This window comes from Nitrospirota bacterium (genome assembly GCA_040756155.1).
GTDB lineage: Bacteria > Nitrospirota > Thermodesulfovibrionia > JACRGW01 > JBFLZU01 > JBFLZU01.
Genome location: JBFLZU010000121.1, coordinates 1 through 20,363, shown reverse-complemented (window position 1 = coordinate 20,363; position 20,363 = coordinate 1). Strand labels below are relative to the sequence as shown.

General features: G+C 41.4%; 20 protein-coding genes. 9 read left to right on the top strand and 11 right to left on the bottom strand.

All coding sequences use genetic code 11. The annotated features are described in order from the left end of the window. The first annotated feature begins 1 nt into the window (after nucleotide 1). From fabZ to AB1488_11510, 5 genes are read left to right on the top strand one after another with little or no spacing between them, the layout of a single operon-like run. Nucleotides 2–454, top strand: a complete 453-nt coding sequence (gene fabZ, locus AB1488_11530) for a 3-hydroxyacyl-ACP dehydratase FabZ (GenBank protein MEW6410716.1) — start codon at nucleotides 2–4, stop codon at nucleotides 452–454. 5 nt (nucleotides 455–459) lie between these two features. Further along, nucleotides 460–1,230, top strand: a complete 771-nt coding sequence (gene lpxA, locus AB1488_11525; protein MEW6410715.1) for an acyl-ACP--UDP-N-acetylglucosamine O-acyltransferase — start codon at nucleotides 460–462, stop codon at nucleotides 1,228–1,230. Nucleotides 1,231–1,263: 33 nt separating this feature from the next. Further along, on the top strand, nucleotides 1,264–2,100 hold the full coding sequence (gene lpxI, locus AB1488_11520) for a UDP-2,3-diacylglucosamine diphosphatase LpxI (GenBank protein ID MEW6410714.1): 837 nt from the start codon (nucleotides 1,264–1,266) through the stop codon (nucleotides 2,098–2,100). Beyond that, nucleotides 2,090–3,109 (top strand): Gfo/Idh/MocA family oxidoreductase, encoded by a 1,020-nt coding sequence (locus AB1488_11515; GenBank protein ID MEW6410713.1) that lies wholly within the window; start codon nucleotides 2,090–2,092, stop codon nucleotides 3,107–3,109. The genes lpxI and AB1488_11515 overlap by 11 nt, the downstream gene beginning before the upstream one ends. Further along, the gene (locus AB1488_11510; protein ID MEW6410712.1) at nucleotides 3,106–4,269 is read left to right on the top strand and encodes a DegT/DnrJ/EryC1/StrS family aminotransferase; all 1,164 of its coding nucleotides are present in this window, start codon (nucleotides 3,106–3,108) and stop codon (nucleotides 4,267–4,269) included. Before AB1488_11515 ends, AB1488_11510 begins: the two co-directional genes overlap by 4 nt. Before the next feature lie 2 nt (nucleotides 4,270–4,271). Here AB1488_11510 and AB1488_11505 read toward each other — a convergent pair whose 3' ends face one another. The 11 genes from AB1488_11505 to AB1488_11455 all read right to left on the bottom strand — a co-directional run bounded on the left by AB1488_11505 (nucleotide 4,272) and on the right by AB1488_11455 (nucleotide 16,939). Continuing rightward, entirely contained in the window at nucleotides 4,272–4,880 is a 609-nt protein-coding gene (locus AB1488_11505) for a molecular chaperone TorD family protein (protein ID MEW6410711.1), read from the bottom strand. Between the two features lie 115 nt (nucleotides 4,881–4,995). Then, nucleotides 4,996–7,836, bottom strand: a complete 2,841-nt coding sequence (locus AB1488_11500) for a molybdopterin-dependent oxidoreductase (GenBank protein ID MEW6410710.1) — start codon at nucleotides 7,834–7,836, stop codon at nucleotides 4,996–4,998. Between the two features lie 11 nt (nucleotides 7,837–7,847). Next, the gene (locus AB1488_11495) at nucleotides 7,848–8,513 is read right to left on the bottom strand and encodes a 4Fe-4S dicluster domain-containing protein (GenBank protein MEW6410709.1); all 666 of its coding nucleotides are present in this window, start codon (nucleotides 8,511–8,513) and stop codon (nucleotides 7,848–7,850) included. A 377-nt stretch (nucleotides 8,514–8,890) separates the two neighbouring features. Next, on the bottom strand, nucleotides 8,891–10,285 hold the full coding sequence (locus AB1488_11490; GenBank protein MEW6410708.1) for a sigma-54 dependent transcriptional regulator: 1,395 nt from the start codon (nucleotides 10,283–10,285) through the stop codon (nucleotides 8,891–8,893). Between the two features lie 56 nt (nucleotides 10,286–10,341). After that, on the bottom strand, nucleotides 10,342–11,730 hold the full coding sequence (locus AB1488_11485; protein MEW6410707.1) for an ATP-binding protein: 1,389 nt from the start codon (nucleotides 11,728–11,730) through the stop codon (nucleotides 10,342–10,344). Continuing rightward, a complete protein-coding gene (gene phnD, locus AB1488_11480) occupies nucleotides 11,727–12,638 on the bottom strand; it encodes a phosphate/phosphite/phosphonate ABC transporter substrate-binding protein (protein MEW6410706.1) in 912 nt (303 codons plus the stop codon). Before phnD ends, AB1488_11485 begins: the two co-directional genes overlap by 4 nt. A 45-nt stretch (nucleotides 12,639–12,683) precedes the next feature. Then, nucleotides 12,684–13,916: an NrfD/PsrC family molybdoenzyme membrane anchor subunit gene (gene nrfD / locus AB1488_11475; protein ID MEW6410705.1), complete on the bottom strand. Its 1,233-nt coding sequence runs from the start codon at nucleotides 13,914–13,916 to the stop codon at nucleotides 12,684–12,686. Nucleotides 13,917–13,920: 4 nt separating this feature from the next. Beyond that, nucleotides 13,921–14,691 carry a 4Fe-4S dicluster domain-containing protein gene (locus tag AB1488_11470; protein ID MEW6410704.1) on the bottom strand — a complete coding sequence of 257 codons (771 nt, stop codon included), beginning with the start codon at nucleotides 14,689–14,691 and terminating at the stop codon, nucleotides 13,921–13,923. Nucleotides 14,692–14,702: 11 nt separating this feature from the next. Continuing rightward, nucleotides 14,703–15,188 (bottom strand): cytochrome c3 family protein, encoded by a 486-nt coding sequence (locus tag AB1488_11465; GenBank protein ID MEW6410703.1) that lies wholly within the window; start codon nucleotides 15,186–15,188, stop codon nucleotides 14,703–14,705. Nucleotides 15,189–15,203: 15 nt separating this feature from the next. Continuing rightward, nucleotides 15,204–16,226: a cytochrome c3 family protein gene (locus AB1488_11460; GenBank protein MEW6410702.1), complete on the bottom strand. Its 1,023-nt coding sequence runs from the start codon at nucleotides 16,224–16,226 to the stop codon at nucleotides 15,204–15,206. Nucleotides 16,227–16,288: 62 nt separating this feature from the next. Further along, nucleotides 16,289–16,939, bottom strand: coding sequence for a rhomboid family intramembrane serine protease (locus AB1488_11455; protein ID MEW6410701.1), 651 nt, complete (start codon nucleotides 16,937–16,939; stop codon nucleotides 16,289–16,291). A gap of 237 nt (nucleotides 16,940–17,176) precedes the next feature. Between AB1488_11455 and AB1488_11450 the strand changes: the two genes are divergently transcribed. The 4 genes from AB1488_11450 (at nucleotide 17,177) to AB1488_11435 (ending at nucleotide 20,004) form a co-directional block, all read left to right on the top strand. Further along, entirely contained in the window at nucleotides 17,177–18,025 is an 849-nt protein-coding gene (locus AB1488_11450; protein MEW6410700.1) for a site-specific DNA-methyltransferase, read from the top strand. Next, a complete protein-coding gene (locus tag AB1488_11445; GenBank protein MEW6410699.1) occupies nucleotides 18,018–18,773 on the top strand; it encodes a PmeII family type II restriction endonuclease in 756 nt (251 codons plus the stop codon). The genes AB1488_11450 and AB1488_11445 overlap by 8 nt, the downstream gene beginning before the upstream one ends. A 388-nt stretch (nucleotides 18,774–19,161) precedes the next feature. Further along, entirely contained in the window at nucleotides 19,162–19,314 is a 153-nt protein-coding gene (locus AB1488_11440) for a hypothetical protein (protein MEW6410698.1), read from the top strand. A 27-nt stretch (nucleotides 19,315–19,341) separates the two neighbouring features. Then, nucleotides 19,342–20,004, top strand: a complete 663-nt coding sequence (locus AB1488_11435) for a hypothetical protein (GenBank protein MEW6410697.1) — start codon at nucleotides 19,342–19,344, stop codon at nucleotides 20,002–20,004. Nucleotides 20,005–20,363: the final 359 nt, after the last annotated feature.

Below are 20,363 nucleotides of genomic sequence, written 5' to 3'. Positions count from 1 at the left end.
TGTGGAGATAGAGGATATTCAGAAGATACTTCCTCACCGTTACCCGTTCTTACTCATTGACAGGGTAAATGAGATCGATCCGAATAAAAGGATTGTGGGGATAAAAAATATTACTTTCAATGAGTCCTTTTTTCAAGGGCACTTTCCTGGGCGTCCAGTGATGCCAGGTGTCCTGATTATAGAGGCAATGGCACAGATCGGTGGTATCCTCGTATTTAAATCGTATAAAAATGAAGGACAGGCAAACATGGATAAGCCCCGCCATGTATATTTTATGAGCATTGAACGGGCTAAGTTCAGAAAGCCTGTTGTTCCTGGTGATCAGCTCAGGTTTGAGGTAGAGATAATCCAGCAGCGTGGGAATGTATGGAAGTTTAAAGGAAATGCGTTTGTTAATGAAAACCTTGTCTCTGAGGCTGAGTTTACAGCGATGGTAGTTGATAAAGGATCGTGAGGGGTATGATTCATCAAACAGCAATAATAGATCCAGACGCAGAGATAGTAGATGATGTTGTAGTTGGACCATATACAATTATAGGTAAGGATGTGAAGATAGGGAGGGGGACTATTATAGGTGCTCATGTTGTTATAGATCAGAATGTAGAGATAGGGGAGTATTGTCAGATATTTCCGTTTGCCTGCATAGGGACACCTCCTCAGGATGTGAAATATAAAGGTGAAAAGACAGGGGTAAAGATAGGTGATAGAAATGTCATCAGGGAGTTTGTAACCATTCACAGGGCTTCTGTAGGAGGTAGCGGTTTGACTGTTATAGGGGATGACAACTATCTTATGGCATATGTGCATATCGCACATGACTGTCAGCTTGGAAATCATACGATCTTCGCCAATGCAGCTACATTGGGAGGACATGTTAAAGTAGGGGATGGTGTTGTTATTGGTGGAGTTACTGCGGTACACCAATTCAGCAGTATCGGTTCCTACTCGATGATTGGAGGGTGCTCAGGTGTTGCTCAGGATGTGCCTCCTTATGTTGTTGCGGTGGGAAACAGGGCAAAGCTTTACGGGTTAAATGTGATTGGTTTGAAAAGACACGGTTTTTCTGAAGATACTATAAAACAACTAAAACATGTATATCGCACTGTATTCCAGTCAAAACTACCACTGAAGACAGCCCTCAAGGAGGCAAGAGAGGAATTCTCTGATTCTTACGAAGTCAACTATTTTCTCGAGTTTATCGAATCCTCACAGCGAGGGGTATGCAGATAAGGACAGTAAGAAGTAAGAAGTGAGAAGTGAGAAGTGAAAGGCAGAAAGAAGATAGGGATTATTGCAGGTAATGGGAGGTTGCCATCCATCCTCGGTGATATACTCACAGACGATGGCTATGAGGTTATCGGTATTGCTGTAAAAGATCTGACCGATTCCGAATTTGAAGAATCTGCAAATAACACATACTGGTTCAGGATAGGCGAGTTAACAAGGATGTTGAATCTGCTCAAGAAAGAAGGCGTCAGAGATGTAGTTATGACTGGAAAGATTTCAAAGACGATAATGTATAATGGAGCAGGTATTCTCAGCCTGGGGCTCGATCTCAGGGCGCTTGCACTTGTTGGAGGACTCAGAGATAGGAAAGATGATTCTATACTCTCGGCGATTGCAGAGGAAATAGAAAAAGAAGGAATTACGGTAAAAAAGATTACAGACTTTATCCCTAATATGCTCTCCGAGGAAGGAGTTCTTACATCAAAGAAACCGTCAAAAAAATCACTTGAAGATATAGAGTTTGGCTGGGGAATAGCGAGGGAGATTGGCAGGCTTGATATTGGTCAGACTATAATAATAAAGGATAGAGCGGTTATGGCTGTTGAAGCGATCGAGGGTACAGATGAGGCAATACGGCGAGGTGGGAGACTAAGTGGTGGAGGTGCTGTTGTTATTAAATTAAGTAAACCACAACAGGATATGAGGTTCGATGTCCCTGCTGTCGGAGTGAGGACTATTGAGGTGATGAATGAAGTCAAGGCAGGGGTTTTAGCTGTGGAGGCTTATAAGACAATAATAATTGATAAGGAGAAGGTTCTCAGAACAGCAGATAATTCAGGGATTTCAATCGTAGGAGTGAACTTTGAGCAATAGAGGCTTCGCCCTTGACGGCGAAAGCCCGAAGGTAAAGATCAGGGTTGGTGTGATTGGTGTTGGGTATCTGGGACAGCATCATGCCCGTATATACTCGGAACTCAGTTCTGGGGCCCCAAAAAAATCGCAAGATTTTTTGGGGTATCCTGATGTACACTTCGTAGGTGTTGCAGACATAGATTTTAGGAGGGCAGAAGACATAGCGGAGAAATATGGTGTTTCAGCATTTAAGGATTATCACGGGATAATGGATAAAGTAGATGCTGTAAGCATTGCTGTGCCTACATCTCTTCACCACGCCGTGGCCTCTGAGTTTATTGATGAAGGTATAGACATCCTTATAGAAAAGCCAATTACAACTATGCTTAATGAAGCAGATGACCTTATTATGAGGGCTGAGAAAAAGGGAGTTATTCTTCAGGTTGGGCATTCTGAGCGTTTTAACCCAGCTGTCAGTGTATTATCTGATATAATTGATGCACCCTTTTTCGTTGACTCTCAAAGACTTGCACCATTTGTGGAGAGAGGGACAGATGTAGATGTCACGGTTGATCTTATGATTCATGATATAGATATCATCCTGAGCCTTGTTAACTCAAATGTGAAAGAAGTAAGAGCTTGTGGTTCATCTGTGCTTACACCACTGTTAGATTTAGCCAACGCGAGATTGGTCTTTGAAAATGGATGTATAGCAAACATAACCGTGAGCAGGGTATCACCTGAAAAGGTAAGGGAAATACGGTTCTTTCAATCAAATGCATGTATATCACTTAACTATCAAACCCTTGAGATTGCTATCTCGAGGAATACCATAAGTGATGGTGGGAAACCATATCAGATTACGGAGACAATAAAGGTTAACAAGAAAGAGCCCCTCAGGGAAGAAATCACCGCCTTCATTCAGTCGGTGAGTAACAGAACAAAACCTGCTGTATCAGGTATTGATGGAAGAGAGGCGCTGAGGATTGCCCTGATAGTCTCAGAAATTGCTAAAAGGAACCCCCAATGAATATACCACTGGTTGATCTCAGACAGCAATATCTTCAAATAGAAGATGAGATTAAGGCTGTCATAAATGATATATTAAAAGACACACGATTCATCCTCGGTCCAAATGTAGAGGCACTGGAATGGGAGATAGCTGATTATCACGGTGTGAGGTTTGCGGTAGGTGTTGCTTCAGGGACTGATGCCCTGCATCTGGCATTGAGGGCATGTGGGATAGGTAGAGGTGATGAGGTGATAACTACGCCATTTACCTTTGCATCTACGGCAGAGACTATCTCCTATCTCGATGCTATCCCTGTTTTTGTTGACATTGACCCCAATACATACAATATAGACTCACAAAGAATAAGAGAAAAGATTACAGAGAGGACAAGGGCGATCCTCCCTGTTCATCTCTTCGGTCATCCAGCAGAGATGGATGAGATAGTGAAGATAGCAGAGGAATACGGGCTCAGGGTTATAGAGGATTGTGCCCAGGCATTCGGAGCAGTCTACAAAGGTAGAAAAATCGGCACCTTTGGAGATGCAGGGTGTTTCAGTTTCTTCCCGAGTAAGAATCTCGGATGTTATGGTGATGGAGGTATGGTTATTACAGATGACGAAGAAATTTACTCAGAGGTAAAAAGACTCAGAAATCATGGCAGCACAAAGAAATACCATCACTCAGTCATAGGTTTTAACAGCCGGCTCGATGAAATACAGGCAGGCATCCTGCGGGTTAAGCTGAAACGGGTTGATGAATATAACAGACTGAGAAGAAAGAATGCTTCCATCTATAGCGATTATTTAGAAGGATTGCCGATTACTGTCCCTGCAGAAATGGAAGGCTGTTACCATGTGTATAACCATTATACAATAAGAACACAGTCAGAGAGTCAAGAGTCAAAAGTCAAAAATAAAAACCTTAGGGATATCCTTTCAGAATCACTTTCAAGGGAATCCATAGCATCAGCGATATATTATCCTCTTTCTCTACACCTGCAGGAGGCATTCAGATTTCTTGGTTATAAAAATGGAGACCTTTTAGAAAGCGAAAGGGCATCCACTGAAGTAATATCACTCCCGATGTTCCCCGAACTTACAGAAGAACAAATAGAAACCGTTTGTAACTGTATACGGGAAGCCCTTCCACTGACCACTATTGGTGGCAAGAAAAATTAAGACTATAAACATCCCCTGAGCAGAATGGCAGAACCTCTATAGAGGTCTTCGGTGGTAAAATTGAGAATATTATTTATGAATTCAGGTACCCATCTGGAGAAATGCTCTCGAATGAAATCACTCCGTATCTCAAAAAACCTTGATGCCTCTTCCCGTTCTCCTTTCTCAAAAGATTCAATTGTTTTTCCTGTGAGATAATAGATAAACTCAAGCTCTATTCCTATATGGTCATCAGGGACGCTATAAAGTTCTTTAACCGAAAGTCCTGCTTCAAGGTATTTTTTTCGGACCTCGATCGTCTCATCTGTCATGAGGAAATGTGATTCAGAGAGATAAAAGGATGCATAAGGTGGGGCTGGTGGGTTTGCAGGACCTATAAATAATCGTGCATACTCAACAGCAAGGTCTTCAATCCATTTATCAAGATAATCCTCATTCTTTTTAACAGAATCCACTATCAATCTTAATCCAGTAACTACATCGTCATTATTCTCAGGAGAAACTTCTATGTTACCTATCTCGTTAAGTATCTCCTTTGTCGGTTCTTTCAAAAATAAATGCCTCAAATGATTGTATAAATAAAGCTCTTCTTTAAGTGCTTCGATCATCATTACCTCTTAGTTTAAGTGAGCAGTGTCAGTGTTTAGTGCTAGTCTGCATTAATGGTTTGTGTCAATGGCCAGCGTCAAGACTACAGACACTGACCACTGACACTATCCACTGTCTTTACGCCTTTTTCACCCTCACAATCATATCCGCATAGGCAGTCTGTCCCATGATGGGGCTCAGGGCATCTGGGTCAACAAGCATGTTATGGTCGGCTGTGTAGTCCTTGCTTTTGTATGCAGGTCCCATCCCAGGGCTGAATCTTCCTCCTGCACCAAAGGCAATCTTTATCACACCGGGCCTTATGCCTCCTGAAACAAATGCCTTGCCCTTCTGTGATCTGCCGAGGGGGTTCTCCACAATCACAAGGTCACCTGTCTTTATACCGAGCCTCTTTGCATCATCTGTATTCATCCAGACGGTCCCTACAGAATAGGTATTTGCCTTGAATTTTTTCTGAATGTTCTTGAATGGCTCAGGACCTAATGGATTTGCCTCAGGAACCTCAAGCTCAAACTCCTTATTCAGAGGCTGCCATGTGCCTTCTGTTTTCAACTCTCCGAGCCATGCAACCATCTGTGTCCCTGTCATGGCATGATGCACCCTGCCTGTGATAAGCTGGAACGGATAGTCCTTCGCATATTTCTTATAATCAGGATTTGTGTATGGATTCCAGATAGTCTCAAACCAGTAGAAGGTTGACGGGAATTTATCAAAACCAATCCTCTTAAGCCCTTTTGGAACTTCGCCTGATTTTTCAATCTTCTCGTTGTAGGACTTATACTGACCGTATCTCTTATCACCCTCTTTCCAATCCCACTTGAACTCAATGAGTTTTGTTGAGGTATACGGCCATGCCTTATTCGGCTCGTCTTTTCCAACCTTTTTGTATCTATACCAGCTCATAACCCATACAGCAACACCGTTGTTCTTTCTCATCCACTCAACCGTAACAGGCTTGCCCTTTATTACCTTCTTTGTATCATCAATGGTAACCTCACCTTTCTCCAGTGATTCAGGTGTTCCGAGTATCTGGTATCCCTCTGGATATTTTGGATAAGGCAGAGGCTCGCCAACATTATGCCTTCCTGGTGAAACCAGAAGCATCTCATTCACAAAGTCTTCCTCTGACTTATACTTCTCCCAGAAGTCAGAAGGTTTTATGTCTGTATCGCCGAGTTCATGGAGTTTCTTTGCGAGCATGTTCATAATGTCAGTCGGCTTCTTTGACTCATGGAGAGGTTGTATTGCAGGGTCTCTCAGATATATCAGCGGGAAAGAAGGATATATGTCGGAGAGGCTCATCCTCTCTGCATAACTCGCCTCTGGGAGAATGACATCTGCATACAGTGCGCTTTCAAGATTGAGGGTGTCTATGAAGACCATAAGTTCCACCTTGTAATTGCCGGATGCATCCTTTGCTGTGAGTGCCTCCTTCCACTTCCATGTTGCACTCCCTGAGATGACGGAATTCCCTGTCCTCAGGATGTACGCCTTTATAGGGTATTTATGTCCCCTGAAAGGTCCGTATCTCAGAGTCACACCATTAAGAAACGCATGGGGATAATCTCCAACAACCTCGTCCCATGCAGAGGGCCAATCACCATAAAGGTCCATATGGAGCTCACCCTGTTTTGCCTCTACCTCTTTGCCGTCTATCATTTTTTTGACTTTTCTGCCTTTGAAGAATCCTCCGCTTGCGGTTCCACCTTTGCTGGATTTTGTTATCTCTGTGTCAATAGCACCTCCTGGTGCGTCAAAGTTGCCTGTAATCACATTAAGAGCCACACCTAATATAGAGGCACAGTATCCGTTAAAATGGTGCCCCGGCGACTGCATGCCCCAGATAATGGCTGCGGGCTTTGTGATGCCAAAGAGATGAGATACTTCTGCAATCTTATCCTTTGGTAGCCCTGTTCTCTCTGCTGCCCACTCAAGGCTGAAATAGCTTAAGCCATTGATAGGGTCTTTCCTTTGCCACCATGACTTAAATGCAGCCTCAAATTCATCCCAGCCTACAGAGTATTTCTTGAAGCTCCAGTTAATGTATCTCTTCTTCGGGTCACTCTGATTATCATTCTCAAGGATGTATCTGAGCATTGCCCCAAATAGGTCACCATCTGTGCCTGCTCTTGGTGCAAGCCACATATCTGCAGCAGTGGCTGTGTTTGAGTAACATGGGTCAATGACTATTACCTTACAGCCATTTTCTACCTTTGCACCAACAGTTCCCCTGTTTTCATACATTATCCTCGTTGCAACAAAGGGGTTCCATCCATTGTAGATAATGAGTTTTGTCTTGTAGGTGTAATCCTTCTTTATTGAGCCATCAGGCTGTCTGACATGAACAGGTCTCATTACATCAGGTTCCCACCTTTTACCGCCAACCATGAGTTTTGGCCCATGCCTCCTCGGGGTATCACATATGGCGCCATGCTCTGTAGTGTTTGGGGTTCCATAGGCAAAGAAGAGCCTGTAGTAATGGTCTCTGTCTGTGATATCACCGCAGTCCATGATAACAGATTCAGGACCATATTTTTTCTTTATCTCTATAAGTTTTCTGCCAATGTAATCTATAGCCTCGTCCCATGTAACGCGCTTGAACTTATTCTCTCCTCTTGCACCAACCCTTATCATTGGATACTTGAGTCTGTAAGGGGAATAAACAAGTTGACCTCCTGAGGCACCTTTTGCACAGGCAATACCATCATTAAAGGGAGCTGCCGGATTGCCATAGATTTTATGGATCCTTCCATCCTTAACCCACATCTCCATTGCACACTCACTCGGACACATACAGTCAGCGGTGTATTTTACCTCATACTTGCCCATTGCCTTCTGCATTGCCTCTGCCTCGTCTGGTGAGAGCTTTTTCAGGGATAAAAGACCGCTCTCTACAATGGCAGCACCTGCTGTAACCGCACCTGTATATTTTAAGAATACCCTTCTTGATATCTGCATACTATCACCTCCTATCTATTGAGTTTACCATCGGCTGTCTTAAACACGGCTTTATCAACTACGATATACGGTGTCTTGGGTTTCGTACCATACTCTGGATGCCAGTCCATAGTCTTCACAGCCGCCTTAAGTTTTGCAATCTTGCTCTTAGGGTCATTCATGTCCCCGAAGACCCTTGCCCTTCCCATACAGTTACGCACACAGGCAGGTTCTTCGATTCCTGCTGCAAGTCTATGGCTGCAATAATCGCACTTGTCAGCAACCCTGAGATCCTTAGCCTTTTTGTCCTTTACTTCAGGGACATCCTTTGCATAAGGTTTCGGATCATTCTTAACAGGTATGTGTGGATGTAGATACCTTGCACCATAGGGACAGGCTTCCACACACCTTCCACAGCCTATGCAGAGGTCTCTGTTTACCATGACTATGCCGTCTCCCCTTTTGTATGTTGCGCCTTTTACAGGACACGGGAGGATGCATGGTGGCTCCTCACAGTTATTGCATAACTTCGGGAAGAAATGCCTCTTTGCCTTTGGATATCTTCCTACATCTGCAATATCCACCTTAGACCTGAAACTGCCAATTGGCCCGCTATTTTCCATCTTGCAGCTCACCTGGCAGGAGGCACATCCAACGCACTTCCTTAAATCTACCAGTAAAGCATATTTCTTAGCCATCCTCTCCTCCTTTCATAAAAAATCAAACCATCCCTAAACTCTTAACTCTGAACTCTTAACTCTAAACTTATTTCACCCCCTTTCTCCTGTATAATCTTTGAATGTATAATCTTTGAACTCATTGCTCATTTTCTGCACGGCTATTACTACCTTATTGTTGTCCAAAATACGAGATTGCTTCACCGGAGTTTATCCCGATGAATATCGGGACTCGCAATGACAAATCAAGCAATGACACCATTTTTCTGTCATTGTAAGGAGTAAAGCAAACTCGGAGATTCCTCCCCCGTATTTAATACGGGGTCGGAACAGGCTCCACAATCTCAATAGAAGTCTTCAGTTCACAAAGGAAGGATTAAGCAAGGTTAATGCCAGGATTATTCTTTGGAATTTTCGATCTTGCTTCTCAGGGTATTTCTTGCAATATCGAGGAGTCTTGCAGCATGAACCTGATTTCCATTTGTAAGTTCAAGTGCCCTTTTGACTAAAAGTCTTTCAAAGGTTGAGATTGCCTCTTGAAAAACACTGCCACCATTTCTCAGGTATGCATCAATGATGTTGAGGAAGGATTCTTCTATATCCCTGCGGGATGATACTGAGGCAGGCTTCTCAAAAAGGTCACTGCACTCTATACACTCAAAGGAGAGATAATCCTTCTGACAGAAGACCATTGCCCTTTGAATAATATTTCTTAACTCCCGCACATTTCCAGGCCAGTTGTATTCTTCAAGCCTCTTTAATATCTCAGAGGCGATTCCCTTTACATTTCTTTTTAACTCTTTATTGAACCTTCTGACAAAATACTGGACAAGTTCCTTAATATCCTCTTTTCTCTCCCTCAGTGGAGGTATGCTGATACTGACCACATTCAACCTGTAGTAAAGGTCCTCCCTGAAAGAGCCATTTTTCACCATTTCTTCAAGATTTCTGTTTGTAGCTGCAATAACCCTCACATCGGTCTTTATAATCTCATTGCCTCCAAGTCGTTGAAAGGTCCCATCCTGAAGAACCCTCAGAACCTTTGACTGCAAAGGTAGAGACATATCTCCTATCTCATCAAGAAAGATAGTTCCACCGCTACATTGCTCAAATTTGCCAATCCTCCTGACATCTGCTCCTGTAAAGGCACCCCTCTCGTAGCCAAAAAGTTCTGACTCAAGAAGTCCTTCTGGTATAGCAGCACAGTTTACAGTCATAAAAGATCTGTCAGCCCTGAAACTGTGGTGATAAATCGCCCTTGCAATAAGTTCTTTGCCTGAACCGCTTTCGCCCCTTATAAGGACAGTCGCCTCTGTTGGGGCGATCTTCCCTATCTTTTTGTAAATCTCGATCATCCCGGAGCTACTACCAACAATTCTTTCTTCTGTCTCCTGTTCTTCACCCTCAAAGGTTACTACCTCTGACATTATCCTTTTTGCCTCTATTGCTCGCTCAACTACTTCCCTTAAGTGTTTATTGTCAAAAGGCTTTACAATATAGTCGTATGCACCGAGTTTTATGGCATTAATAGCCTTCTCTGTTGTGCTGTAGGCTGTCATGATTATGACCATAAGTTTTGGATAAAACCCCTTCATTATCTCCAATGCCTCAAGTCCATCCATCCCTGGCATCTTTATATCCATAATGACAAGGTCGGGTGGCGATTTTTTAACAGTTTCTATAGCCTCTTCAGCGGACTGGGCTGTAATAACCCTGTAACCCTCTTCTCCAAAGACCCTTTGGAAGGAGTAGAGAACACTCTTCTGGTCGTCAACTACAAGAATAGTTGCCATAATCACCTTTCCCCCAAAAATCTTGTGATTTTTTGGGGTATCCCTTCACCTTTTACCTAATCAACTGGAAGTGTGACAAAAAAAGTTGTACCATTGCCTTGAAGGCTTTCAAACCAGATGTTTCCCCCGTGTGCTTTGACTATGGCATAAGCAACCGAGAGTCCAAGACCTGTGCCATCCTCCTTTGTGGTAAAGAAGGGATCAAAGACCTTATCCTGTATCTGAAGTGGTATCCCGTTGCCTGTATCGGCTATTGCAACTCTTAAATCTCCGTTACCGTCAAGAGTTGCAGAGACCCTGAGTTTTCCACCTTGAGGCATTGCCTGAATTGCATTAAGTATTAAATTGAAAAACACTTGCTCTAATTGAGCCTTATCAACATTAATCAGTGGAATGTTAGTGTCGAGCCCTTCAGATAGGTCTATTCTCTGTTCTCTGGTTCTGTATCGTGTAAGGATTATAACACGTCTTAATATGTCTACTATACTTGTTTTTTCGAGGTCGAGGCTTTCAGTCCTTGAAAAACCGAGAACCCTTGTGATTATATCATCCATTCTGTTTATTTCCTCTGTAATAACCTCTATATCCCTTTGTGAAGGCTCAGGGTTTTTGATAAAAGATTGAAAGAGCATCTTGATAGAGGTTAGCGGGTTTTTTAATTCATGAGCAATGCCTGCTGAAAGTTGTCCTAAAGCAGCAAGTTTCTCTGTCTGAAGCATCTTTCTATGTGCAGACTCCATTTCGTCTCTTGCCTTTTTTAGCCTCATAGAGAGTTCATTAAATCTCTCAGCAAGCTCCCTTATCTCATCTCTGCTTCGAATGGTAATCCTCTGGTCGAAATCTCCTTCTCCGAGCCTTTTTGTAAACTCCATAAATCTTTTCATCGGACTTGTAATAAACTGACTGAAGAGGACTGCAACGGCTGCGCCAAATCCTGTAAAGAGAAAGGTTAAAAGGCATGCAAGCTTCAAGGTATTTTCTAAGGATTTCTGGATACTTTCTTCATTTATACCAACATGAACCTCTGCCCCGAAATCAGGTAGAACCCTGTATGCTATATCCCTTATATAGCCCCGTTCTGTATCAAGGAGCTGTACAGAGAATCGCTTGCCATCAGTTGGGTTCCATGTTTCAATCCCTTCAGGCAGACCACTTTTAAAGGTATGTGCGATGGGGCTTCCATCATACCTTAATATAAAGATATACTCTATATCTTTCTCTCTATCAAGGACATCCTTTATTGCCTCTTCTATTAAAAAGATATCCTCTGTAATGGTAGCGTTAGCAATTCTGTCAGCAAGGTCTCTTACAATAGTAACTCCCCTTTTCTGTAATTCTTCCCGCAGAGCTTTTCCGATCATTTCCCTTACAAGAAGTGAAATAATCATGCCGAGGGCGATTACAATTGAAGTTGTTATAATGATAATCTTTGAACGTATCTTCATCTTATAAGTCCATATTTATAAGCCAGCCTCCTGAGTCCTTCATAATCTGAGTCCTTTGCTTCTACAAAGCCCATCGGCATCTCTGTCTTATCCCAGTCTATAAGGATTTCCCTGTGTTTACCAGAGGGTTCGAGTTGCAGGAGAACTTGTCTTACTGCCTTCAAGATGGGTGGATGCACATCCTTATTTGCACAGATGAGGCTACTCGGATAAGGTTTTGAAAGACTGATTATCTTTACCTTTCCATCTTTTTCAAGTCTTTTGGCGAGGGTATCCTGCAGCCCTCCTGCATCGTATTCGCCATTTATCACCACCCTTGCTACTTCTGCATGAGAACCAGTAAAGGAATAATAGCTCAGGTCATCCATGGTAATGCCCCTGTCTTCAAGCATCTTTCTTGGTATAAGATGCCCTTGGGTGGAATATCTTGAACCAAAGGCAAAGCTTCTTTCCTTTATGTCTCTTATACCTTTTATATCGCTTCCAGACTTTACGATGATGGCTGCCCTGTATTCAGCCTTTCCCTCAGAATTAAGCCCCCTTACCAGGGGAATTACACCATATCTATCCCTTGCCTGTATATAGCTCATCGGACCAATAGCTGCAAAGTGGATAACACCTTTTCCAAGTAAATCAATAGTGGTCTCATATTTTTCAGCGAATTTTATTTTGAATTTATTGCTCGTGTTCATTTCAAGATAGCGGAGAAATGGGATATATATTCGCATATCTTCTTTTGGGCCAAGCCTGAGGTCAAAACCAAATCTTAAAGAGCCTACATCCGATGGTATCTGTAGTGTTTGGGATGTTGTCTTTTTAAGACTTACCTTTTTGGGGACTTCTTTGTCTGCACATGCATATATAAAGATTAGAAAAAATAGGAAGCAAGCCTTTAACTTTAATCCCATAGTAAAAATTCTACAGGAAAACCGATGCCAGGTCAATGATTTCGATTACTTATCTATCACAGGGATAAACTTGTTAAGCATCCAGAGAAAGATATAAGGCAGAGCCATTATGGTGAGTGCACCGACCAGACCTTCCTTAAGGGTTTCTAAGTTTCTTGGAATTATGGGCATGATATAATCCATATAACCAGATAATGTCAATGAGAATGCCTGGCCACCTATAACCACATTCCATCTCATCATAAAAACTCCAACAAGCACCAGGAATAATCCTACCATTGCCCTTTTTATAGTCAATCCAGGAATAAGAAATATTATCAAAGGAAGTAAAGTTCCTATCCCATATTGGATAACAAAGATGTTGATGAAATCCCTTTCATAAATAACAGTACGTAAGATATCCCAGTGCTTGAGCGCTGTATATCCACGAAAAACAAGGTCTAAGAGCTCAAGGGATATAGCCATGATCATAAAGAATATAAGATATTTTGTGGTCGACTTTACGATATCTATTTCAACACTTCGAATCTCCTCTACAGATATCATCCATGGTTTTCTTTTCCTTAAAATCCTCACTTTTTTAGCCTCCATTATGATTATATAAGTGAGCATGCAGAGGGCGATACCTGAAACTATTGCAGACATTATAAATATAACAGGCATAAGAGGTGTCATCCAGAGAGCATTAGCCTTCACAGAGCCAAAGATAAAACCGGCGTAACCATGAAGAAAACATGCAGTTGGGATACCTACACCCGCAAGAATCTTTGCTGCCCGTTCATCCTTCTTTAACGCCTCTTCGCTGATATCATAGGATCCGAGGGTCCATGCCCTGTATACAAGTCCTTTCAGCCTGTTTCCGAGCCCAGAGGCGTTCTTAAGATTAATGGCGGATTCTATGAAAAACTTTCTATTAACAAACCATATCTCAGAGGCAACTATGGCAGCATATGCAAAAAATACAACTCCAAATGCTGCAATTGCCGATGTAAAATGAGGTGTAAAAAATACATTAAATCCCCTCAATGGCTTCTGGATATGAAAAAGCAGTGGCATTGGTGCTGCTAAGAGAAGGGCGTAAGAAAAGGTCAGGGAAAACTTGGCCATATCTTTTAGCTCTTTTCTTCCAAAGACATGATAAAGGGAAGAGAGGACAAAGGCACCAGCCACAAGTCCAGTCATAAAGGGATACATAACTATCTGTATACTCCAGTAGATATACTCGTTTGGATAGACAAAAAATTCTTTTAAAGTCCATAATTCACCATGCACTTCCATACTGTCACCTCACTATGGAATCAAGACCAATATAAAAAACATGGGGTTTCGTCCCGAACTCTTCTTTCAACACAGCGGTTCTCTCGGTCTTGATAATCCTTGCTACTGGGTCCTCAAGGTCTTTTATATTTCCAATCTGTCTTGCTCCGAAGGCACAGGCATCCACGCAGGCAGTCTTCATGCCTTTATTTATCCTGTGGTAACAGAAATTACATTTTTCAGCCACCCTATATAAAGGATGAAAGAATCTTACACCATAGGGACATGCCATAATGCAGTATCCGCATCCTATACACCATGTCCTGTCCACAAGAACGACTCCATCTGGTGCCTGGTATGTCGCACCTACAGGGCAGACCTGGACACATGGGGGTGCCTCACACTGGTTACAGAGTTTTGGAACAAAAAATGCCTTATCAATATCTTCTTTTTTGACCGTTACACCCATCGGGTCGTTCTTAATAAAACCATCCCTTGCTGCTTTAGGGGAGTCTACAAGAATCTTTCCATCCTTTGTCATAACATATCTTTCGACCCAGGTTCTTGATACATTTGTCTCGTAAGGAACCTCATTTTCGAGTTTGCATGCTCTAACACACATCCCGCATCCTACACATTTTGTGGTATCCACAACAAATACCCACCTCAGCCCCTTCTCTTTATTTAAAGCTGCGAGCACCTCCGGCTTGAGTAATTCAAAGGCACCAATAGAAACTCCTGTAGCAAGGAGGGTTTTAAAACCTACTTTCAGAAATTCTCTCCTGTCGCAATCCATGGTTAAGCTCCTTATTTCAATGACGCCTCATGGGTGCTATGGCATGTCACACATTCTATACCCGGGTTATGGACATTAGGGTCCTGCATCTTTAAGGTTATAGGGACGCCAGGAAGCTGGGCATAGACCGAAGGCCTATAAGGCAGATATGCGTGACATCTCAAGCATAATTCCCTGCTTCTGCCAATACTTAGTTTCTCTGGTTTTTCTGGATGATCTGCCGCAGGTCCGTGACAGTTCTCACATTGAACCTTTGCGTGTTTTGAGTTTATAATCTTTTTATACTGTTCGGAGTGGCAATCCTTACAGTATTCACTTGTCTGATATTTGATTTTGAAGGTTTTCCAATCCCCTTCGTTACTTTTTCTATACCAGCCAAACATATAACCTCGTTCATGGACACCAAAATCCTTAGGGACAACGAAGACCCTGATAATAAGGATAAGGGCAACCAGTCCAACAACTACAAATAAAGGCCTGATAACATGATTTTTCATAACCTTTTAAAATGCTCACGAGCCGATAAACTTCTTTGGGTCTCTATATTCATGGCACTTTACACAATCCTTCTTTGCCTGCTCTTCTTTAACCCTCCAGCCATGTGGTTTATGGCATTCACTGCACTTCATTCCGACAACCTTGATATGGAGGTTATGTTTTCCAACATCAGGTATGACCTTATGGCAATCCAGACAATGTCCCCAATCAGGTCTCACGGTTTTATGAGGTTTATGACATTCATAACAGTAAAATTGCATCGGTGCATCAGGTAGAACATCTATCTTTATTGCCTTTGCAATAGTATCTTTATCAGGACGGAAATACCTGACATCAATGGTTGCATCGGCAATAAGTTCTTTCCTGATCTTTTCTTCGCCATGACAGAAGAGACATTTCTTCCTTCCAGGTTTTAGGTCTACGGTTCTATCTGTATGGCAGTTCAAACAGGCAAGCTGTTCCATACCTGTGCCATGAACCTCTCTCTTTTTATGACACATCACGCAGAATCGCTCTTCAGGAGTGAATGTATGTAAGATATATCCATGACACTTGGAACACTCAAGTTTTTCTATAAAGAAATGCTTTGCATGGATACGGGATCTATTTATCATATAGGCATCAGGAAAACGCCCATCCCTTTCCCAGTGGCAGTTTACACAATACTTCCATGGGACGATAATCTTTCCATGCCTCTCAGGCACCTTAGTAGGTCTATACAGGATAAAGTTTACTAAGAGCCTATTCTGCTCTGGTATTGAGAGGTGATGACAATCATGGCAGTTTAAACCTTTGTGTTCACTTTTTTCCCATGCTGCAAAGGCAGGTTTCATGAGATGGCAACTTACGCAGAATTTTGGGTTATTCTGTGTAAAGTCGTAGAATTTGAAGGCACCTATACCACCTCCGGTTATAATGACTAATAAAAGAAGGGCTATGATTATTTTGCCTTTAAGGGGCATCCCCTCTTTTAGCCATCTGAAGGGAATAGTTAGCCAGTTGAAAAGTTTAGATAGCCATTTGAAAGGGTTAAACACCCATTCTTTCCTCCCTTCTTTAATTTTAATCGTAGTTTTTTAACATAATTAAACCATAATTGTCAAAAATTTTTTGGGCGCAGAAAGATCTTTATCAGCACTATCCCTGTAAAGAATCCTCCGATGTGGGCAAACCAGGCAACACCACCGAGACTACCTCCTTGGCTTATAAGTCCATTTATAAGTTGAATAACAATCCAGAACCCGATTACAATTAAAGCAGGAATCCGCACTATCTGTATAAAAAAGCCAAGAAAGATGAGGGTATATACCCTTGCACGGGGAAAAAGAACCATATAGGCACCGAGAATTCCAGAAATTGCCCCGCTTGCACCTACCATAGGGATCGGAGAGTCTGCATTTAAAATCGCATGGCTGTATGCAGCAGCGATCCCGCAGAGGAGATAGAAGGCTATAAACCTCGGGATTCCAAGCCTGTCCTCTATGTTGTTTCCAAATATCCAGAGATAAAGCATATTGCCTGCAACATGAAACAATCCACCATGAAGGAACATAGAGGTAAATATGGTATAGGAGATTGGTATACCACTGCTGAAGATTTTCTGCGGTATAGCCCCATAGGTGAAGATAAACCTCATTGGATTATAAACACCAAATATCTGATAGAGATATATGGCGGCGTTTATAGCGATCAATGTAACTGTGAGTATAGGAAAATGTCTTGTGGGGTTGTCGTCCTTAAGTGGTATCATGCCTCTTAAGATAAACCATAAAGCCCTCTTTGTCAATCAGTCCTTGACAATTGGGTTAAGACATGACCACCAAGGGGGTGATTAGAATCGGGACTGTTCCCGAAGTAGAAGGAGATTGCAGTGGGAAAGTCTCTAAAATTTTTCTTGACAAAATGCTTATTCTATGATTCAATTGAATCAGTTGAAACCGAGAAAACTATTAATTGAAAAAAACATGTTCAAGCGAGGTGAGCCGTAATGAAAGAGTTAAAAACAGATATTAGAGTTGGTGATTGCTTAGATGTTCTCAAAGAATTCCCTGATAATTTTTTTGATTTAATTGTTACATCTCCTCCATATGCTGACAGTAGGACTAAGACCTACGGTGGCATTAAACCGGATAAATATGTGAAATGGTTTTTACCCCGTAGCGAGCAATTTTTAAGAGTACTCAAACCACGCGGTACTTTTATATTAAACATAAAAGAACGTGTTGTTGGCGGTGAAAGACATACATATGTAATTGAACTAATTTTGGAGATGAGAAAACAGGGCTGGTTATGGACTGAGGAATTTATTTGGCACAAAAAAAATTGCCATCCCGGAAAGTGGCCAAACAGGTTCCGTGACTCATGGGAAAGATGTTTGCAATTTAACAAAACGAAAAATTTTAACATGTATCAGGAAAGTGTCATGATTCCAATGGGTGACTGGGCGAATAAGCGATTAAAAAATCTCGGCAAAAATGATATCATAAGATTTAACTCCCGCGCTGGAAGCGGCTTTGGCAAAAACATATCTAATTGGATCGGTAGAACGATGGCTTATCCAACAAATGTATTGCATTTGCCGACCGAAACCTCAAATAAAAATCATAGTGCAACATTTCCTAAAGCTCTGCCGAATTGGTTTATAAAATTATTTACCAGAGAATATGATTGGGTTCTTGATCCTTTTTTGGGAGCGGGAACTACTTGTGAGGCTGCCTATGAATTAAGAAGAAATTCTGTTGGAATCGAAATAATCTCTGAATATGCCAGAATGGCTCAGGAGAGAATTCCAGAAGTCGAATGTCTTATTGCAGAAAAGAGGGCAAGGTATGCCTGAAATAACAAAGAAAGATATAATCTCCTTTATTGAAGCAAATATTCAAACATTTCATACCAAACGCTTAGAAAATCTTTTGAATCTAAAGCTGAATGATATTTTAAAACGAAAGAATCCTTATCTTTTTAAAGCCAAAAACTTAGTAGCAGCTCCGGATCTGGTTAAATCGTTATTAGACGCACATTTATCTTCGCAAGAAGAAGGCATATTTGGAGGTTTTCTTGAAGAATTGGCGATTTTCATTTGCAGCAGGGTATTTGGTGGCAGAAAATCATCGGCAGAAGGTATCGATTTGGAATTAGAGAAAGGCGATGCCAAATATATTGTGACAATAAAATCCGGTCCGAATTGGGGAAATAGCCAGCAGGTTTCAAGAATGAGGGATAATTTTAAAAAAGCAAAAAGAATTTTAAGAACTAATACATCACTGACAAAGATTGTTGCAGTAAATGGGTGTTGTTATGGGATTGGTGATAATCCTGACAAGGGTGATTATTTAAAGTTGTGCGGTCAGAGATTCTGGTCATTTGTTTCCGGAGATGAGAATCTCTATACAGAAATTATCGAGCCTCTTGGACACAGAGCAAAAGAGAAGAATGAAAAATTCTTGGAAGAATATGCAAAGGTTATTAACAAGTTTACACTTGAATTCGCTAAAGAGTATTGTGCTTCTGACGGAAAAATCCTATGGGACAAGATAGTGAAATTTAATTCAGCAAAGAGGAAAAATATTGAATTAATTTTTTAGTGAGAGAGGAAAAAGGAGACGGAGCAAAGCAGAGTCCCCTCACTTGTCATTGCGAGGAGTGGAGCGACGAAGCAATCTCAAGGCAGACTCGGAACAGGCTCCGCAATCTCAGCAGTTCGGGGCAGGCTCCGAATCGGGACTGTCCCCGAAGTAGAAGTAGATTGCAGATTATTTAGGTGTTCACTATACTACAGTAAGCGAGGCAATAAAAGATGTGGAGGCTAAAAACTGATATTTCAAGAATGCTATAACAAAGTAAGGGTTTTATTTTAAATAGGTGGCCCATAACCTGACCCCTTAATTTTTGACCCCTTAATTTTTGCGTCTGTGTCACAAACGTTATTTGCCGTTGGGGGCAAATTTCTATATATGAGACTATTGGGGCTATATGAAAAGTGAACGTGAAACAGCAAAAGAACGTTGGACTGTGATTCTGAAAATGGCTCGAAATTCATTTCCTTATGGCAGTGTCGAAATTCTGGATAAGGGGTGGGGAAATCGTTATTGGAATATCGCTATTAGAATAAAAAAGATAGATTGAATCCGCATGATTGAAGGAGGTTAATCAATGAGTAACGAAATTGCCTACAGTATTGTGAGGAGAGCTGTTGCCGATGTCTCCTTTTTACAATCCCTTGTAAGTAATCCAGATGTTGTTATACAGAATGAGGGAATAAATGATCCGAATGAAATATTTCAATTGAAACAAGTTTTACTTCCTCTTATTAATGCGGTAATTCAAACTTCGGAAATAAATACATTACTAACAAATCAACTTAAAACAACGATGGAAACCGCTGATAAATTTAAGTCGGGTCTAAGGAATACAGTTGAGCAGATTGATAAAGGTTTTCGTTCAACCATGATGATGTATAAGGTAGCTTTTTACTTAGGAGTCGGTCTAATTGTTTTTTCAGTTGGTTTAGCTATTTTCAAGGGTGAATCTCTATTGCCAATAGTTTTTGGAGGTCTTGGTATTGCCGATGTCATAGCATATTTTATTACTAAACCACCACAAGATCTGCAAAGTAGTAGAGCTAATTTAGCCCAACTTCAGGCAGCTTTCTTTAACTGGTTTATTGATGCTTACAATTGGAATAGTTATCTTGGCGATTTAGGAAGAAAAGGGACTGCGAACTTCCAAAATATAAAGGAAGTATCGACTACACTCTTAGAAAATACCAATAAGACTATGGAATCGATTGAGAAATATTGTGAACTTGCCAAGTAATGAATCAAAATTAAACAAGCGACTTCGGCTAACATCCATTGAGAGCGACCGTGTCAAGACCCAAAAATAACCCTTTAGTTTTTTTGTTTTAAGCCTATGATAATTCTCTACCTGATCTTTGACAAAACAATCTGACTCGTCTTTCTAAAAGCGATGCATCACATTATCTGCATCAAACATCCATACGGGCTCTAAGGCACCAGAAAGTTATCAGTAGGAAAATAGGGACAGCCAGGCTGTCCCAAAATACTTCTTAAGTTAATCCAACTTTTGTGGGTGACCTGACAATTTCTCATAAAGAGGTCCTTAGTTTATAAAAAATAACAGTTATACATAAAATCGAGTCGTCAAACATACCT

What these genes read in the sequence shown, in the direction of transcription:
- AB1488_11485 (MEW6410707.1), bottom strand. Translation starts at nt 11,730, where the DNA reads ATGAAGATACGTTCAAAGATTATCATTATAACAACTTCAATTGTAATC.
- AB1488_11495 (MEW6410709.1), bottom strand. Translation starts at nt 8,513, where the DNA reads ATGGCTAAGAAATATGCTTTACTGGTAGATTTAAGGAAGTGCGTTGGA.
- AB1488_11450 (MEW6410700.1), top strand. Translation starts at nt 17,177, where the DNA reads ATGAAAGAGTTAAAAACAGATATTAGAGTTGGTGATTGCTTAGATGTT.
- AB1488_11500 (MEW6410710.1), bottom strand. Translation starts at nt 7,836, where the DNA reads ATGCAGATATCAAGAAGGGTATTCTTAAAATATACAGGTGCGGTTACA.
- AB1488_11465 (MEW6410703.1), bottom strand. Translation starts at nt 15,188, where the DNA reads ATGAAAAATCATGTTATCAGGCCTTTATTTGTAGTTGTTGGACTGGTT.
- phnD (MEW6410706.1), bottom strand. Translation starts at nt 12,638, where the DNA reads ATGGGATTAAAGTTAAAGGCTTGCTTCCTATTTTTTCTAATCTTTATA.
- AB1488_11440 (MEW6410698.1), top strand. Translation starts at nt 19,162, where the DNA reads ATGAAAAGTGAACGTGAAACAGCAAAAGAACGTTGGACTGTGATTCTG.
- AB1488_11510 (MEW6410712.1), top strand. Translation starts at nt 3,106, where the DNA reads ATGAATATACCACTGGTTGATCTCAGACAGCAATATCTTCAAATAGAA.
- nrfD (MEW6410705.1), bottom strand. Translation starts at nt 13,916, where the DNA reads ATGGAAGTGCATGGTGAATTATGGACTTTAAAAGAATTTTTTGTCTAT.
- AB1488_11505 (MEW6410711.1), bottom strand. Translation starts at nt 4,880, where the DNA reads ATGATGATCGAAGCACTTAAAGAAGAGCTTTATTTATACAATCATTTG.
- AB1488_11490 (MEW6410708.1), bottom strand. Translation starts at nt 10,285, where the DNA reads ATGGCAACTATTCTTGTAGTTGACGACCAGAAGAGTGTTCTCTACTCC.
- AB1488_11445 (MEW6410699.1), top strand. Translation starts at nt 18,018, where the DNA reads ATGCCTGAAATAACAAAGAAAGATATAATCTCCTTTATTGAAGCAAAT.
- AB1488_11470 (MEW6410704.1), bottom strand. Translation starts at nt 14,691, where the DNA reads ATGGATTGCGACAGGAGAGAATTTCTGAAAGTAGGTTTTAAAACCCTC.
- lpxA (MEW6410715.1), top strand. Translation starts at nt 460, where the DNA reads ATGATTCATCAAACAGCAATAATAGATCCAGACGCAGAGATAGTAGAT.
- AB1488_11455 (MEW6410701.1), bottom strand. Translation starts at nt 16,939, where the DNA reads ATGATACCACTTAAGGACGACAACCCCACAAGACATTTTCCTATACTC.
- AB1488_11435 (MEW6410697.1), top strand. Translation starts at nt 19,342, where the DNA reads ATGAGTAACGAAATTGCCTACAGTATTGTGAGGAGAGCTGTTGCCGAT.